A 15,957-nucleotide genomic window follows, 5' to 3' on the forward strand; every position below is an offset into this window, starting at 1 on the left:
GGCGGTTTCCAGCCGCAGAGCTCGCTGTTCCGTGGTGCCCAGCCGGTTCAGCCGGCTCCGCGTACCCCTGCACCGGCACCCAGGCCGGCTCCCGCCGCTCCGGCAGCCGAGCAGGTTCACTCTCAGCCGCCGCAGCAGCAGGCGCGGGTTGAGGAAGAGCAGTTCTCCGCACCGCGCATGCCGCGCGTGGAAGACTTCCCGCCGGTTGTGAAGGCCGAGATGGAAGCCAAGACGCAGGAGCATGAAGATCGCGGTCCGATGGGGCTCATCAAGCGTCTTACGCACGGCCTTTCCCGCCGCGATGGCGAGCAGGGCTATGTGGAGCAGCCGCGCGAGCCGAAGCTGCGTCAGGCGACGCCTCAGCCGCGCCGCACGCCGGAGAACGAGGGACAGCTCTACGCACCGCGTCAGGGGCGTCTGGATGAGCATGGCCGTCTCACCACGCAGCCGCGCAGTGTGCAGGAAGACGATCATCTGGAGATTCCCGCGTTTCTTCGCCGGCAAGCCAACTAGAGCGCTGCCGCTTTCAGGTTCGGTGCTTCTGGCCATGGAATCTGTTACAAAGATCGGGAAGGGGGATGCGCCGCATCCCCCTTTTTGTTAAAATTCCGTAAATAATTCAGAAAGTTATATGACACTCGCGTTTTTCTTATGCCGTAACATCAAGTAAGAAACCGTGATTTGGAGTCTGTATTCCGCAACATTATCTTTCGTTGCGATTAAAGGTGGGGTGTGGGACGCATTTTGGGGGTGTCGTCCTGAAACGTTGGACACGCTGGCGCTTTAATAGCGCAGGCCTTGAAGAGCTCACGGGGACCATTTTGCTCGAATATCAGACGACACTCAAAGCACGCTGCTCGCTCTCGGGCATCGGTGTCCATAGCGGCAAGCCCGTCTCCATTCATTTCTCCCCCGCCGAACCCGACACGGGAATCGTTTTCCAGCGAATCGATGACGCCGGTACCGGTCGTGTGATTCGAGCGCTTGCTTCCGAGGTCTGCCAGACGGATCTCTGTACTGCTCTTGGTGATGCACGCGGCGAGTTCGTCGCAACCGTCGAACACCTTATGGCTGCCCTTCTGGCTGTCGGCATCGACAATGTAGCGATTGAAATCGATGGCGGTGAGGTGCCTGTTCTCGATGGCAGCGCCATCGGATTTATCGATGCGTTCGAGCAGGCCGGAATTGCCACGCTCCCCGTCAAGCGGCGCTATATCCGCGTCGTGAAGCCTGTGCGGATCGACAATGGCGGCTCCTGGGCGGAATTCCGCCCTTATGACGGAACGCGTTTTGAAGTGGAAATCGACTTCGACACACCGGCCATCGGCCGCCAGTCGCTCGCTCTTGATCTCAATGCAGCCAACTTCCGGCAGGAGGTTGCGCGCGCACGCACGTTCGGTTTCATCAAGGACGTCGAACGGTTGTGGGCTGCCGGCTATGCGCTGGGCTCTTCTCTGGAGAACTCGGTCGTGATCGGTGAAGACCACAAGGTCATCAATATGGAAGGCCTGCGCTATCCCGATGAGTTCGTCCGGCACAAGATGCTGGATGCGGTCGGCGATCTGGCCCTTGCCGGCGCGCGCTTCATCGGCTGCTTCCGTTCCTATCGCGGTGGTCACCGACTCAATGCAGCGGCTCTGCGTCATCTTCTGACCGACCGTTCTGCCTACGAGATCGTCGAAACGACACGCCGTGAGCAGGGACGCCGGGCTGAAATGGTGGCTGTGAGTGCGCCGGTCTACGCGCCCTGGACACTCTGAAATCCGCTTTTGCTGCATTTGCGAACGGGCTTTCCTCGTCAAACGCCACAAAATTGTACGATTGGCGGGCAATAGCGTTGCCGCGTGGCGGTCATATGCTCTATGACTGCGTTCCGAAATCGAGTTTCCGTTTGCGAGAGGCGAAATGCGTTCAACTTTTGTTGCCGGCATGACCAGAACAGGCAGAGCTGCCGTTACGACAGCTTCGGTGCTTGGCGTTTCGCTTCTTCTTTCTGCATGCAATGCGGAGAAGGATCTCGATCTGTCGACCTATGTCGAGCAGACCGATCCGGCTGACGTTCTGTACAATCAGGCGCTGGCGAATATGAATGCAGGTCGCCTTAAAGAGGCGAGCGCGAAGTTCGAGTCCATCGACAGGCAGCATCCCTATTCCGAGTATGCCCGCAAGGCGATGGTGATGAACACCTTCGCCAACTACCGGCAGGGCAAGTACGAAGAGGCGATCAACGGCGGCAAGCGTTATGTGGCGCTTTATCCCACCACGGACGATGCGGCCTATGCGCAGTATCTCGTGGGGCTGAGCTATTTCCGCCAGATACGCGACGTGACGCAGGATCAGCGTGAGGCACGCCGTACGCTGGAGGCGATGGAAGAGGTGGTGCAGCGCTGGCCCGATTCGGAATATGTCGAGGATGCGCAGGCCAAAATCCGCTTCTCCCGCGACCAGCTCGCCGGCAAGGAGATGCAGATCGGACGCTACTATCTCGAGCGTCGTGAGTATGTCGCTGCCGTGCGCCGCTTCCGTGGTGTGGTGGAGAGCTATCCCAACACGCGCCATGTCGAGGAAGCGCTGGCGCGCCTGACGGAATCCTATTACGCCATGGGATTGGTCTCTGAAGCGCAGACGGCCGCTGCCGTTCTGGGGCATAACTTCCCGGACAGCGACTGGTACAAGGATTCCTATGCTCTGCTGCAGTCTGGCGGACTGGAACCGCGTGAGAATGCCGGTTCGTGGATCTCCAAGGCTGGGGCAGCGATACTGGGCGGCTGACCCTCATCATGCTATCTCACCTGTCGATCCGCGATATCGTCCTGATTGAACGCCTCGACATGGATTTCTCCGGAGGGCTCTCGGTGCTCACCGGTGAAACCGGTGCGGGCAAATCCATTCTTCTTGATTCTCTTTCGCTGGCGCTTGGCGGGCGCGGCGATGCGTCTCTGGTGCGCCATGGCGCGGATCAGGGGCAGGTGATCGCCGTTTTCGACCTGCCAGGCTCTCACCCCGTACGCGCGGTGCTGGCGGAGAACGCGATCGACGATGAGGGCGACATCATTCTGCGCCGTGTGCAGAGCGCCGACGGGCGCACGCGCGTCTTCATTAACGATCAGCTTCCAGCGTGGCGCTGATGCGGCAGGTGGGACGCCAGCTCGTGGAGATCCACGGGCAGCATGACGAGCGCGCGCTGGTGGACGCAGGTATTCACCGCGATCTCCTTGATGCTTTCGGCGGGCATGGTGAGGCTGTCGCGCGGGTGCGGCTCGCCTGGCGTGACCTGCGCAAATGCGAGCAGGACCTTGCCCGGCACAGGGCGCGTGTCGAAGCGGCGGCACGGGAGGCCGATTTTCTGAGAGCCTCGGTGGAGGAGCTTTCCAAGCTCGATCCGCGACCTGATGAAGAGGCGGTGCTGGCCGAGGAGCGCGCAGGATGATGCGCGCGGAAAAGATCGCCAGCGATATTTCAGATGCGCAGGAGGTGCTGTCCGGCAACGCCTCGCCGGTGTCGCAGCTTTCAAGCCTTTTGCGCCGGCTGCAGCGCAAGGCGCAGGATGCGCCGGGTCTGCTGGACGGGATCATCGAGCCGCTTGATTCGGCTCTGCTCTCGCTCGATGCAGCGCAATCGGCCGTGGACGAGGCGATGCGGGCTACTGAATTTGATCCACAGCGTCTGGAAGACACGGAAGAGCGGCTCTTTGCCCTGCGTGCCGTTGCCCGCAAACACAATGTGCAGGTCGACGACCTCGCCGAGCTCTGTGCCCGCATGGTGGGCGATCTGGATGAGCTGGACGCTGGCGAAGAGCGGCTGGCGGTGCTGGAGCAGGAAGCCAGGGCGGCAGTCGGCACTTATGACGCTGCGGCGGCGGAGCTGTCGCAATTGCGCCGCGAGACAGCAGCCTCTCTCAGCAGGGCGGTGATGGCTGAGCTGCCGGCCCTGAAGCTCGAGCGTGCGGAGTTCATAGTCGAGATTGCCACGGAAGCCGACGACCGCGGCGAGGAAGGCATCGACCATGTGGAGTTCTGGGTGCGCACCAACCCCGGCACGCGGGCAGGGCCGATGATGAAAGTGGCCTCCGGCGGCGAGCTCTCGCGCTTTCTTCTCGCACTCAAGGTGGTGCTGGCGGATCGCGGATCGGCGCCAACGCTGGTGTTCGACGAGATCGATACGGGTGTCGGCGGTGCCGTGGCGGATGCCATCGGGCAGCGCCTGGCGCGGCTCGCCGAGCGTATCCAGGTGCTTTCGGTGACCCATGCGCCACAGGTGGCCGCGCGCGCCGGCACACACTATCTCATCGCCAAGAGCGGCGGCACCGACCGGGTCGCCACCGGGGTTTCGGTCATGGACACCGATGCCAGGCAGGAAGAGATTGCCCGCATGCTGGCAGGCGCCACCGTGACAGACGAGGCGCGTGCTGCCGCCCAGCGCCTGCTCAGGGGCAGTGAAGCGGTTTCCTGAACGGTTCCTGTTCAAGGGCTTTTGGCTGGCCTTGTCAGCAGGGATGAGCCGCGTAAAAAGACGGCTGCCAAAACCGCGCGCGGATAGACTAAACTGCGCTCCAGTTCACATCCGGATATGTTGTCATGCCCAAAGCCAAGCAAGCCGTTGATAGTCTGACGGAAGCCCAAGCCAGGGACGAGCTTGAAAAGCTCGCTCAGGAGATTGCCGGGCACGACAAACGCTATCATGCCGAAGACGCGCCGACGATCTCGGACGCGGAATATGATGCGCTGCGGCGGCGCAATCTGGCCATTGAGCAGCGCTTTCCCGAACTGGTGCGGGAGGATTCGCCCTCCCGGCGTGTGGGTGCTCCCGTTTCGGAGAAGTTCGAGAAGGTGCGGCACAAGGTGCCAATGCTTTCGCTCGACAACGCGTTTTCCGATGAGGATGTGGTCGATTTCGTGGCGCGCATCCGTCGCTATCTAAAACTCGACGCCGACGCACCGGTGGCGATGACGGCCGAGCCTAAGATCGACGGTCTTTCGCTTTCCCTGCGCTATGAGAACGGGCGTCTCGTCTCGGCTGCAACGCGCGGAGACGGGCAGGAGGGCGAGAACGTGACGGCCAATGCGCGGGCCGTGACGGATATTCCAATGTGCTCGATGGAGAGCCGCCCGAGGTGATCGAGGTGCGCGGCGAGGTCTATATGACCCATGCCGACTTTTTCGCGCTTAACAAGAGGCAGGAGGAAGCGGGCAAGCAGACCTATGTGAACCCGCGCAACACGGCGGCAGGCTCGCTGCGCCAGCTGGACTCCTCCGTGACGGCCGCGCGGCCGCTCAAATTCTTCGCCTATGCGTGGGGTGAGGTCTCCGACATGCCGTCCGACACGCAGACGGGCATGGTGGCGGCGCTGGAGCGCTATGGCTTTCGCGTCAACGATCTGATGAAGCGGTGCGAGAGCGCCGAGGCGCTTCTGGCGCAATACCGAATGATCGAGGAAAAGCGGGCGACGCTGCCCTATGACATCGATGGCGTGGTCTACAAGGTGGATGATCTGGCGCTGCAGCAGCGGCTGGGTTTCGTGTCGCGCAGCCCGCGCTGGGCAATCGCCCACAAGTTTCCGGCCGAGAAGGCGACGACCATTCTGAACGGCATCGATATTCAGGTGGGACGCACGGGCGCGCTGACGCCTGTTGCGCGGCTCGAGCCCGTCACGGTGGGCGGTGTGGTGGTGACCAATGCAACGCTGCACAATGCCGAGGAGATTGAACGGCTCAGCGTAATGATCGGCGATACGGTGACGGTTCAGCGCGCCGGCGATGTGATCCCGCAGATCCTTGGCGTGATCGAGGAGAAACGGCCGGCCGATGCACAGGCTTTCGAATTTCCCAGTGTGTGCCCGTGCGAACTGAAGACACCCGTGGTGCGCGAAGGGATCGGCTCTGGCGTGGAGGGCGTGGTGCGCCGCTGTTCGGGCGAATTTGCCTGCCCGTTCCAGCGGGTCGAGCATCTGCGCCATTTCGTTTCGCGCCGTGCTTTCGACATTGACGGGCTGGGCGACAAGCAGATCGAGTTCTTCTTCAACGACCCTGACCTTCCGGTGAAGGCGCCGGGCGACATTTTTACGCTCGCAAGGCGCGATGCCGAGAATCTGAAGAAGCTGAAGGACAAGGAAGGGTGGGGCGCGACCTCGGCCGCCAATCTGTTCGACGCCATCGAGGCGCGGCGCTCCATCGCGCTGGAGCGGGTGATCTATGCACTCGGCATTCGCCATGTGGGCGAGCAGACGGCGAAGACGCTGGCACGGGCCTATGGCTCCTGGCAGGAGTTCCACGATGCCGTGCTGGCGGTGGCCAATGGCGACGCGCAGGCGCGCGAGGAAATGGACGCGCTTGATGACATCGGCGATGCGGTGATCGATTCGCTGGCACACTACTTTGGTGAGGCGCACAACCGCGAACTGGTCGAGGCGCTTGCGGGTGAAATCGACGTGCAGGAGGCGGAACGGCCGACGACGGATTCGCCCGTTGCCGGCAAGACCATTGTTTTCACCGGCGCGCTGGAGCGCATGTCGCGCGATGAAGCCAAGGCCATGGCCGAACGACTGGGGGCGAAGGTGGCAGGGTCCGTGTCCAAGAAGACGGATCTGGTGGTTGCCGGGCCCGGTGCAGGATCAAAGCTCAAGAAGGCCGCGGATCTCGGCGTGGAGGTTATCGACGAGGACGCCTGGTTCGAGCGGGTGGGGGCATAAACTGCCGCTGATGCGTGGCTCAACGGAATTCATGTGACTGGTCAGTCCTGTTGACCTACAGCTCAATCACTTTGATCGAAGCGAGAAAGCGCTCGATCTTGTTGTTTTTTGCGCAATTCCGGACGGAAAACCGGTTCCCATTTTTCCTGGAATTGCTTTAGGTTGCAGGCCTCTGGAGGGATGATGACTGCCGACATTGCCAAGGAAAGCGCGCGCCCGCGCGATTTTGCGCAAGGGGTGCGCGACAGCGTGCCCGTGGTGGTCGCGGCGTTGCCGTTCGGCTTTCTGTTCGGTGCGCTGGCGGTCGAGAACGGTCTGACCGTGTTCGAAGCCGTGTTGATGAGCGCGACCGTATTCGCGGGCGCTAGCCAGATGGTGGGGATCGATCTCTTCGGCCAGAAGGTTGCGCCGTGGCTGATTGTGCTGTCGATCCTTGCCGTCAACTTCCGTCACGTTCTCTACTCGGCCACCACTGGCCGGCGCATTGCCCATTGGGGGCCGGTGCAGCGGCTGCTTGGTTTCTTTCTTCTGGCCGATCCCGTTTTCGCCGAGGCCGAGCGGCGCAGCGAGACCCATGGCAGGATCACGTTTGGCTGGTATATGGGAGCGGCGCTGCCGCTTTATCTCTGCTGGGTGGTGGAAGGCTGGCTCGGAGCGCTGTTTGGCAATCTTCTGCCCGATGCGCATGCGCTTGGCATCGACTTCCTGCTGCCGATCTATTTCCTTGGCCTCGTCATGAGCTTTCGCAGGCGCTCGTTCTGGCTACCGGTCGTGCTGATGAGCGCGGCGGTTTCCATGCTTGCCTATTCCACGGTCGGCTCTCCCTGGCATGTTTCCATTGGCGCCATTGCGGGTGTGGCGCTGGCGGCGGTCATGGCACCGAACGCGCGCGGGCGCGAGGAGGGCTCATGAGCACGACGGTCTGGATCATTCTTGCCGGCGCGGTGCTGACATTCCTGACGCGTATTGGCGGCCACATGGTGCTGTCGCGGTTCGAGCGCATTCATCCGCGCGTCGAGGCCGGGCTGAACGCCGTTCCCGCCGCTGTTCTGACCACGCTGGTGGCGCCGGCGGCGATGAATGGCGGCATACCCGAAATCGCGGCGCTGGCGACCGGCATCATCGTCTCAATTGTTGCCGGCGGCATGATGCCGATGTTCCTCTCCGCGGCAGCGGTGCTCATTCTGCTCCGCCACCTGACCGGCCAGTAAAGACGCTGTCAGTCCAACGGGGCCGTTGCCTTTTCGAGCCAGTCGAGCGTTTCACCGTCGAGCAGCGGCGCCAGCGTTTCACGCACGCGGGCATGATAGGTGTCGAGCCAGTCGCGCTCCTGCGGTGACAGCAGCCCGGTGTCGATCAGGCGGCGGTCGAAGGGGCAGAGCGTCAGCGTCTCGAAACCGTGCATGTCGATCTCTCCGCCGGGAATGGCGGAGGCCGGCTTCACCACGATCAGGTTCTCAAGCCGGATCCCATAGCTGCCGGGCTTGTAGTAGCCGGGTTCGTTGGACAGGATCATGCCTGCTTCCAGAACTTGCGTTCCTGTTCTGGCGATGCGCTGAGGGCCTTCATGGACGGCAAGATAGGAACCGACACCGTGGCCGGTGCCATGCGCATAGTCGAGACCTGCCTGCCATAAGGCGTGGCGGGCGAACGGGTCGAGGTCCATGCCGCGCGTGCCTTTGGGAAAGCGTATGGTCGAAAGCGCGATGAGGCCCTTCAGAACCCGCGTGTAGCGCTCGCGCATCTCGTCGCCTGGACGACCGATAATGACCGTCCGGGTGATGTCTGTGGTTCCATCGTCATACTGTGCGCCGGAATCGACCAGATAGAGCTCGTTTGCGGCCAGCGTACGGTTGGTCTTCGTCGTGACGCGATAATGGATGATCGCACCATTGGGACCCGCGCCGGAGATCGTATCGAAGGAAATGTCGCGCAGAGGCATCTGCAGGCTCTGCCCCGTCTCGGCCCGGCTTTCCTCCAGTTTTCGTACCGCGCTGATCTCGTCGACCGTGCCCGGCTCCTGCCGGTCGAGCCATGAGAGAAAACGGGCCATGGCAACGCCGTCCCGGAGATGGGCGGTGCGCGCGCCTTCAAGCTCAGTTGCGTTTTTGATTGCACGGGGGAGGCGGGCGGGATCGTCAAGATCGGTGATGCTTCCGCCGGCTTCTTCCACAACCAGTCGCAGACGTTCGGCAGCGAGCGAGGGATCAAGGCCGATCGAACCGGTGCTCTTTGCGCAGCGGGAAAGCTCTGCCTCCAGTGTGGATGGCGCCTTCAGATCGGCGAGCTGTGTCAGATAGGCCTCGGTTTCGCGGTCGAGCTTGCGTCTGTCGAGGAAAAGCAGTGGGCGCCCGTCCACGGGGAGAATGGCGAAGCAAGGGCCAGTGGCGTATGCGGCACATCCTGTCCACGAATGTTGAAGGCCCAGGCGATCGATGACGGGTCGGTAAGGACCGTACAGTCGGCACCGGCTTCGCGGATGGCCTTCGCCATGCGTTCCAGCTTTGCGGCGGCGAGCTCGCCAGCATAATCCTTTGACTGAATGCGGGCCTGTGCCAGCGGCGGCGAGGGGCGATCGTTCCAGATGAGGTCGACCATGTTGTCGTCTACCGGAACGAGCTCGATGCTGCGTGCCCTGGCCCTGTCACGCAGGGCCCGCAACTCGGCGACGGTGTGCAGCCATGGATCAAAACCGATGCGGCTGCCCGTAGGTGCGTTCCTGCCTATCCATTCGCGCGGCGGTGTGTCTATCAGGCTTTCAACGGTGAAGATCGACGGATCGGTCTGCTCGGCCGCCTGAAGCGTGTAGCGGCCGTCGACGAAGAGAATGGCACGATCCCTGAGGACCAGTGCCGCGCCTGCCGATCCGGTGAAGCCCGTCAGCCACGCAAGCCGCTCGGAGGACGGGGCGACATATTCGCCCTGATGTTCGTCTGCGCGGGGAACCAGATAGCCGTCGAGGCCCGCTTTCGCCAGCGCCTTGCGCAGTTGGCCAACGCGCGTGATGCCCTGGCTCGGGTCGGCGGTAACGTCAAAAGATTGAAACATGGAACCTTGCCGCTTCGTCTGAAAATCGGCCCGAACCTATAGCATGGTCTCAGGAAGCGGAACGTCTTTCCGACTACAGAATGTTTATGCTGCGCTGCACAATTGCTTTGTTGCGATGCAAAATCAGATGGTAGCCATGCGCAATCGGCGCTGGTTGCATGGGCTTCGCGGGCTTATTTATAGGCCCATGGACAACGGTACTTCCGTTGCAAACATTCAAGGAGATATCAGATGGCCCAAAAGCGTGGCTTTTTCCGCGGCGCATTCGACGCGCTGATCGAAGCTCGTCAGAAGCAGGTCCGGAGCTATGTCAACGGCGCGCTTCTGATGCTGGACGACGAAACCCTGCGCGCGCACGGCTACAACCGCGACGAACTCAAGCGCAGCCGCAGCGTTTCGCACATGTTCTGATCCGCTGGACCCAGCGTTTCTGTCAAAACCCCGAAAGCTCTGCTTTCGGGGTTTTTTGTTTGTGCAGGTGCTGCGCTCCGTCAGCGCTTCATATGAATGGTGACCCAGCCTTCGCGCGCCTGTGTGCGCACATGGCGGAAACCCTGTCCGCAATAGGCTGCCACGACCGCGCGCCTCTGACGCTCCAGAATGCCCGACAATACGAGTGAGCCACCGGGCGTGAGGTGGTGCGCCATCGCCGGTGCGAGCGCCATCAGCGGACGCGCAAGGATGTTGGCGACGATCAGGTCGAAGGGCTTCTCGCGGGCGAAAACACTGTGGTGGAAACCGGGCGCCGTGTGTGTGTCCACCAGACCGGTAACGCCATTGAGACGGACGTTCGATCTGGCGACTTCGGTGGCCACGGGGTCGATGTCGGTCGCCAGAACCGGAATGCGGGCGCTCCTGGCAATTGCAATGGCCAGAACGGCACTGCCGGTACCCAGGTCCAGTGCGTTGCGCGGTTGTTCGCTCTTCAGGATATCGGCAAGCGCGCTGAGGCAACCAGCGGTCGTTCCGTGATGGCCCGTGCCGAAGGCAAGGCCGGCGTCGATCTCTATTGCGATATCGCCGATGCGCTGCAAATGGCGGTCATGGCTGCCGTGAACCAGAAAGCGGCCGACGCGAACCGGGCGCAGCCCCTCCAGAGAATGACTGACCCAGTCGATCTCCGGAACGTCCTCCCGCTCAAGCGGGGGAAGGGGCGAGACATCTGCAAGGCTTTCCAGCACCCTTTGTTCTAGGCTGTCGGCGTCGTCTTCCGTGTAAATCGAGATCTGGAAGATACCGCTGTCTTCCTCCGGCTCGAATATGCTGATCGGCAGCCCGTCATCTTCAAAATGCGCGTCGAGAATAGAGAAGATCGATTCGGCCTGCTCGCGCGGCGCCGTCAGGAAAAGTCGTGTCTGGCCCATGAATTTCCGGTGTCAGGTTTCGTTTGCCAGACGCTTCAGCTTGGCGATGGCAGTTTCACTGTTTTCTTCATAGGCGATCGTGCCGAAAAAGTCGCCATCGCTGTCGAGCAGCAGGATCGAGGCGGTGTGATCCATCGTGTAGTCGCCATCTTCCAGCTCGACCTTGCGCACATAGATGGAGAACCCCTTGGCCATGGCGGCGACTTCTTCCGGGTCACCGGTGATGCCGGTGATGCGGTCCGAGAAATTCGACAGATAGGTCTTCATGACCTCGGGGGTATCGCGCTCCGGGTCAATGGAAACGAAATAGGGTTTGATGTCGGCTGCTTCATCGCCCAGTTGTTCGAGATAGCCATCGAGTTCGAAAAGGGTGGTTGGACACACTTCCGGGCAATGCGTGAAACCAAAGAAGACGACGCGAGGCCCGCCTTTGAATGCGGCTTCGGTGATCGGGTTGCCATCCTGATCGACCAGTTCGAATGGCACACCGAAGGCTTCGCCCGAACTCTGCTTTTGATACCACTGGAAGGTGAGGAGCCCGACGCCGACGGCCATGACCGCCAGGATGCCGATGAGGATGGATCGCATCATTGAAGTTTACCCGAAACGAAATGCTGAAAGATGGCGTCAAAAGCACCAGGACAACCCGGACTCGACGAGTGCGAGAAAAATTCCTGCCCCGTTTTCCAGCCACATGGCAAAGGCCAGCCCGGTGAATGCAGCCAGGAGCAGTGTCGCCGCGCCCAGTTTGAACCAGATGGCCGTGTGCCAGGGTTGCTGTGTTTTCATAGCCCATACTACGCGCAACTCCGGACTGCATGCAAAGCCTCATCTTGTCGCAAGGGAGGTCATGAAGAAAACCTCCCGTCGCCTGGAGGCCGACGGGAGGTTCAGGGTTGAGGTTGTATGTTGCCATGTGGCTATGGGGACGGGTTCAACCCCACATACGCACTTTACTGAGACATGGTTTGGAAAGGATTGCCTTGACCTTCAATCCTGAGGTGTACTCGATTGCAGCGAGAGGCTTACCGGGAGGATCGTCATGACGATTTCCGATATTCGACTGAAGCGCATCTATGACCCGGTGGAGGACAGGGATGGAACGCGGATCCTGATTGACCGTCTGTGGCCGCGCGGTATGAGCAAGGAACGCGCTGCACTTGACGCGTGGATGCCGGAGATCGGCCCCAGTCACGAACTGCGCAAATGGTATGCCCACGAGCCGAGCGCTGGGAAACGTTCCGTCAGCGATACCGGGAAGAACTGGCCGGCCGTGAAGAATGGCTCGAACAATTGAGGGCGGCGGCCAGGAAAGGGCCTCTGACGCTGTTGTTCTCCGCTACGGACCCTGACCGGAATCAGGCGGTGGTCGTTCGTCAATTCCTGCAGGAAGACGACGACTCCTCATAATGCGATCTCAATTTATGATTGTATTTGACGCGCGCCGGCAGTCTGTTCACCGGAAATCAGGGGAATATCCGGCGCAGAGTAGACGTTTAGCCTATACGGCGTGGCCGCACTCTTGACTCACGGAATGCTTATGGAGACATATGTGCACGGTTCGCCCATGCAGAATGGGCGTTCGTGGTGCCGGGGCGGATTTCATGATCAAGGATTTCGACAAGTTAAAGCAGCAGCTTACCGAGCTGTCCGAGGCGGTAAACAAGTTCGAATCGGAGGCTGTCCAGCTGCGCGTGGTCGAATTGGTGCTGGGGCAACGCGAGGGGCAGGTCGGCGGTTTCGCCGAAGGCGGGATTAACGAGTTTATCGCAGGCCCAGGTATGATGCATGTCGTGCGCAATACGGCACGCCCGGGGCGCCGCAAGACAACCACCGATAGCGCAAAGGGCGCCGTTGCTGCATTGAACGAGCTGCTTGAGAGCGATTTTTTCACTGAGCCACGGACCATTGGCGACATCGTCGCCCGCTGTCAGGAGGCATTTGGCATGCGTTACAAGTCGAATGCGTTTTCCGGACCGCTTTCGCGCCATGCGCGCACGGGCGTACTCAATCGCGAGAAGAATGCGGACGGCAAGTTCGTATATGTAAAGCCTGAAGCCGGCTGACTGCAGAAAGTTCTAAACCCGCTGGACGAAGCCGTCGAGCACGCGCTTCTGGCCCGCCTTGTCGAAATCGATGGTGAGCTTGTTGCCCTCGATTGCCGCGATATTGCCATTGCCGAATTTGAGATGGAACACTCGATCGCCGACCTTGAAGGCAGAGGGGGTGTCGGAGACCGATTTGGCGACCAGCTCTCCTTCGATCACACGGCCCTTGACCGAACCGCGTCCGGCGCCATAGCCAGAATCCGCCTCGCCATAGCCGATGCGTTCCACCTGATGGCCGGAGCGGTTGCCCCAGTTGCGCGCCGTCGCCTCGGTCCGGTTTTTCTGGGCACGCTGCCAGCCGGGTGTGGCGTAGCTGTTTGAAAAGGCGGGCTGATCGTCGAAGCGGGATTTGCCATAGGGGTTGGGCCGGCCGGGTTGACCGGCGGAATAACCGCCGTAGCCGCTGCTTTCTTCGGCCACATCCACATGCGCTTCGGGAAGCTCGTCGAGAAAGCGCGAGGGAATAGTGGACTGCCAGAGGCCGTGAATGCGCCGGTTGGAGGCGAACCACAGATGCAGGTTCTTCTTGGCGCGGGTCAGGCCCACATAGGCCAGACGCCGCTCTTCCTCAAGCCCTGAGCGGCCGCCCTCATCGAGCGCGCGCTGATGGGGGAAGAGGCCTTCCTCCCAGCCGGGCAGGAACACGGTGGGGAATTCGAGACCCTTGGCCGAATGCAGCGTCATGAGGCTGACGGCGTCGAGTTCTTCGTCGCGCTCGGCATCCATGACGAGAGCCACATGCTCCAGGAAGCCGCGCAGGCTGTCGTAATCCTCCATGGAGCGGATCAGCTCCTTGAGGTTTTCGAGCCTGCCCGGCGCTTCGGCGGAGCGGTCGTTTTTCCACATGTCCGTATAGCCGGATTCTTCGAGGATGATCTCGGCCAATTCGGTGTGAGGCGTGCGGTCGAGCATGGCCTGCCAGCGCTCGATATTGTCGACCAGCGTGCGCAGCGATGCGCGCGGCTTGGGCTTCATTTCTTCGGTGCCGACGAGATCGCGGGCAGCTTGCAGAAGGGTGGCCTCGCGCATGCGCGAGACATCGTGGATCTGGCGGACGCTGGCTTCGCCCAATCCGCGCTTCGGCGTGTTGACGATGCGCTCGAAGGCGAGATCGTCGGCGGCCTGCGCGACGATGCGGAAATAGGCCATGGCATCGCGGATTTCCATGCGCTCGTAGAAGCGCGGGCCGCCGATGACGCGGTAGTTGAGCCCCAGCGTGACGAAGCGGTCTTCGAACTCGCGCATCTGGAAGGAGGCGCGCACGAGGATGGCGATGTCGTTGAGGGCGTGGCCCTTCACCTGGAGCGCCTCGATCTCCTCGCCGACGGCACGGGCCTCTTCCTCAGAATCCCATGAGGCGTGCACCTTCACCTTGGGATCGTCGGGATCGGAATGCTCGGTGAAGAGGGTTTTGCCGAGCCGGCCCTCATTGTTAGCGATGAGATGCGAGGCGGCGCCCAGAATATGCGCGGTGGAACGGTAATTGCGCTCCAGCCGGATGACGGCGGCACCCGGAAAATCCTTCTCGAAGCGCAGGATGTTGTCCACTTCCGCGCCGCGCCAGCCATAGATGGACTGGTCGTCGTCGCCCACGCAGCAGATGTTCACCGGCTCCGTGCTCTTCGGGCGCTGGGCGAGCAGCCTGAGCCACATATATTGCGCTGTGTTGGTGTCCTGATACTCGTCGACGAGAATGTAGCGGAACCTGCGGTGATACTCGGCGAGCACATCCGGATTGTCGCGCAGAATGCGGATCGGATGGCACAGAAGATCGCCGAAATCGACGGCGTTGAGCGTCTTCAGACGCTCCTGATAGGCGGTGTAAAGCTCGCGGCCCTTGCCATTGGCGAAGGCACGCGCATCCCCCTCGGGGATCTCCTTCGGGGCGAGCCCCTTGTTCTTCCAGCCGTCGATCATCTGGGCGAACTGGCGTGGCGGCCAGCGCTTGTCGTCCAGCCCCTCGGCTTGGATGATCTGTTTCAGGAGGCGGATCTGGTCGTCGGTGTCGAGAATGGTGAAGGAGCTTTTCAGGCCCGCAAGTTCCGCATGTTTGCGCAGGATCTTGACGCCGATGGAGTGGAAGGTGCCGAGCCACGGCATGCCCTCGATGGCCTCGCCGACCAGCGTGCCGATGCGCAGCTTCATCTCGCGGGCGGCCTTGTTGGTGAAGGTAACGGCGAGGATCTGCGAGGGATAGGCGCGGCCAGAGGCCAGAATATGCGCGATGCGGGTCGTTAGAACCCGTGTCTTGCCCGTGCCGGCGCCAGCGAGCACCAGAACCGGGCCCTCGGTGGTTTCCACCGCGAGGCGCTGCTCGGGATTAAGTGCATCGAGATAGCGTGTGTCGGGACCGCCCGAGCGCGCGGCCATGGCGCGCGCTGCAATGCCCGAAGGCTTCTGCGCTGCCGGGGGAGGCGGGGTCGGGTCGTCCTCATCAAAGAACGGAATATCGTCAGGGAAGCCGGACATCGGACCTGCATATGGTGATTCGGGGGGCAAAGCCCAAGGATGTTTTCTATTTGTACCGGTTTGTGGCCCATGAACCAAGGGGAGGTGAACCGGCAAAGGAACGTTGCGGAACGCTGTTGACGTTTTGCATGGCTGGAGCCAATCTGTTCATGGCTGAACGCAGCCGGCAGTCCGCGCCCCGAGGGGTATGGCGAATGCGTTCTGATTGTCTCCATGGTTCCTTTCACCGACGGCGACGACATCGGCAACGCGGACACTGATTGTTACGCGCCTCGATGAA

The 15,957-nt window shown here is 61.5% G+C and carries 10 protein-coding genes and 5 pseudogenes; 10 read left to right on the forward strand and 5 right to left on the reverse strand.

Features of this window, described 5'->3' with window-relative positions; genetic code table 11:
- From JCM21793_RS25275 to JCM21793_RS10415, 7 genes and pseudogenes are all read left to right on the forward strand, one after another.
- Positions 1–513, forward strand: a pseudogene (locus tag JCM21793_RS25275) (cell division protein FtsZ); the annotation flags it as partial.
- Between the two features lie 308 nt (positions 514–821).
- A complete protein-coding gene (lpxC, locus tag JCM21793_RS10390) occupies positions 822–1,760 on the forward strand; it encodes a UDP-3-O-acyl-N-acetylglucosamine deacetylase (protein ID WP_025030314.1) in 939 nt (312 codons plus the stop codon).
- A gap of 169 nt (positions 1,761–1,929) precedes the next feature.
- A complete protein-coding gene (locus JCM21793_RS10395) occupies positions 1,930–2,772 on the forward strand; it encodes an outer membrane protein assembly factor BamD (RefSeq protein ID WP_036540120.1) in 843 nt (280 codons plus the stop codon).
- A gap of 8 nt (positions 2,773–2,780) precedes the next feature.
- Positions 2,781–4,452, forward strand: a pseudogene (gene recN / locus JCM21793_RS25280) (DNA repair protein RecN).
- Between the two features lie 125 nt (positions 4,453–4,577).
- Positions 4,578–6,688: pseudogene (ligA, locus tag JCM21793_RS25285) on the forward strand (NAD-dependent DNA ligase LigA).
- A 183-nt stretch (positions 6,689–6,871) separates the two neighbouring features.
- Positions 6,872–7,600 carry an AzlC family ABC transporter permease gene (locus JCM21793_RS10410; protein ID WP_007007724.1) on the forward strand — a complete coding sequence of 243 codons (729 nt, stop codon included), beginning with the start codon at positions 6,872–6,874 and terminating at the stop codon, positions 7,598–7,600.
- Positions 7,597–7,899 (forward strand): AzlD family protein, encoded by a 303-nt coding sequence (locus JCM21793_RS10415; RefSeq protein WP_007007725.1) that lies wholly within the window; start codon positions 7,597–7,599, stop codon positions 7,897–7,899. The genes JCM21793_RS10410 and JCM21793_RS10415 overlap by 4 nt, the downstream gene beginning before the upstream one ends.
- A gap of 8 nt (positions 7,900–7,907) precedes the next feature.
- Here JCM21793_RS10415 and JCM21793_RS25290 read toward each other — a convergent pair.
- Positions 7,908–9,736 (reverse strand): annotated as a pseudogene (locus JCM21793_RS25290) (aminopeptidase P family protein).
- Positions 9,737–9,967: 231 nt separating this feature from the next.
- Here JCM21793_RS25290 and JCM21793_RS10425 point away from each other — a divergent pair.
- Positions 9,968–10,147, forward strand: coding sequence for a hypothetical protein (locus tag JCM21793_RS10425; RefSeq protein ID WP_007007727.1), 180 nt, complete (start codon positions 9,968–9,970; stop codon positions 10,145–10,147).
- Between the two features lie 80 nt (positions 10,148–10,227).
- On the opposite strand, the gene JCM21793_RS10430 is transcribed toward JCM21793_RS10425, so the two are convergent.
- From JCM21793_RS10430 to JCM21793_RS29735, 3 genes are read right to left on the reverse strand one after another with little or no spacing between them, the layout of a single operon-like run.
- The gene (locus tag JCM21793_RS10430; RefSeq protein WP_025030315.1) at positions 10,228–11,100 is read right to left on the reverse strand and encodes a 50S ribosomal protein L11 methyltransferase; all 873 of its coding nucleotides are present in this window, start codon (positions 11,098–11,100) and stop codon (positions 10,228–10,230) included.
- Positions 11,101–11,112: 12 nt separating this feature from the next.
- The gene (locus tag JCM21793_RS10435; RefSeq protein ID WP_025030316.1) at positions 11,113–11,691 is read right to left on the reverse strand and encodes an SCO family protein; all 579 of its coding nucleotides are present in this window, start codon (positions 11,689–11,691) and stop codon (positions 11,113–11,115) included.
- A gap of 36 nt (positions 11,692–11,727) precedes the next feature.
- Positions 11,728–11,889 (reverse strand): hypothetical protein, encoded by a 162-nt coding sequence (locus tag JCM21793_RS29735; protein ID WP_162829773.1) that lies wholly within the window; start codon positions 11,887–11,889, stop codon positions 11,728–11,730.
- 253 nt (positions 11,890–12,142) lie between these two features.
- Here JCM21793_RS29735 and JCM21793_RS25295 point away from each other — a divergent pair.
- Both JCM21793_RS25295 and JCM21793_RS10450 read left to right on the forward strand, forming a co-directional pair.
- Positions 12,143–12,510 (forward strand): annotated as a pseudogene (locus JCM21793_RS25295) (DUF488 domain-containing protein).
- Positions 12,511–12,704: 194 nt separating this feature from the next.
- Positions 12,705–13,166: a hypothetical protein gene (locus JCM21793_RS10450; protein ID WP_025030317.1), complete on the forward strand. Its 462-nt coding sequence runs from the start codon at positions 12,705–12,707 to the stop codon at positions 13,164–13,166.
- Between the two features lie 12 nt (positions 13,167–13,178).
- Here JCM21793_RS10450 and JCM21793_RS10455 read toward each other — a convergent pair whose 3' ends face one another.
- A complete protein-coding gene (locus tag JCM21793_RS10455) occupies positions 13,179–15,677 on the reverse strand; it encodes an ATP-dependent helicase (protein ID WP_007007732.1) in 2,499 nt (832 codons plus the stop codon).
- Positions 15,678–15,957 lie beyond the last annotated feature (280 nt).

Source organism: Nitratireductor aquibiodomus NL21 = JCM 21793 (assembly GCF_000615975.1).
GTDB classification, from domain to species: Bacteria; Pseudomonadota; Alphaproteobacteria; order Rhizobiales; family Rhizobiaceae; genus Nitratireductor; species Nitratireductor aquibiodomus.

Excerpts from the sequence above, each read along its gene's own strand:
- JCM21793_RS10395 (WP_036540120.1), top strand. The coding sequence starts at position 1,930 with ATGACCAGAACAGGCAGAGCTGCCGTTACGACAGCTTCGGTGCTTGGC.
- JCM21793_RS10410 (WP_007007724.1), top strand. The coding sequence starts at position 6,872 with ATGACTGCCGACATTGCCAAGGAAAGCGCGCGCCCGCGCGATTTTGCG.
- JCM21793_RS10415 (WP_007007725.1), top strand. The coding sequence starts at position 7,597 with ATGAGCACGACGGTCTGGATCATTCTTGCCGGCGCGGTGCTGACATTC.
- JCM21793_RS10425 (WP_007007727.1), top strand. The coding sequence starts at position 9,968 with ATGGCCCAAAAGCGTGGCTTTTTCCGCGGCGCATTCGACGCGCTGATC.
- JCM21793_RS10430 (WP_025030315.1), bottom strand. The coding sequence starts at position 11,100 with ATGGGCCAGACACGACTTTTCCTGACGGCGCCGCGCGAGCAGGCCGAA.
- JCM21793_RS10435 (WP_025030316.1), bottom strand. The coding sequence starts at position 11,691 with ATGATGCGATCCATCCTCATCGGCATCCTGGCGGTCATGGCCGTCGGC.
- JCM21793_RS29735 (WP_162829773.1), bottom strand. The coding sequence starts at position 11,889 with ATGAAAACACAGCAACCCTGGCACACGGCCATCTGGTTCAAACTGGGC.
- JCM21793_RS10450 (WP_025030317.1), top strand. The coding sequence starts at position 12,705 with ATGATCAAGGATTTCGACAAGTTAAAGCAGCAGCTTACCGAGCTGTCC.
- JCM21793_RS10455 (WP_007007732.1), bottom strand. The coding sequence starts at position 15,677 with ATGTCCGGCTTCCCTGACGATATTCCGTTCTTTGATGAGGACGACCCG.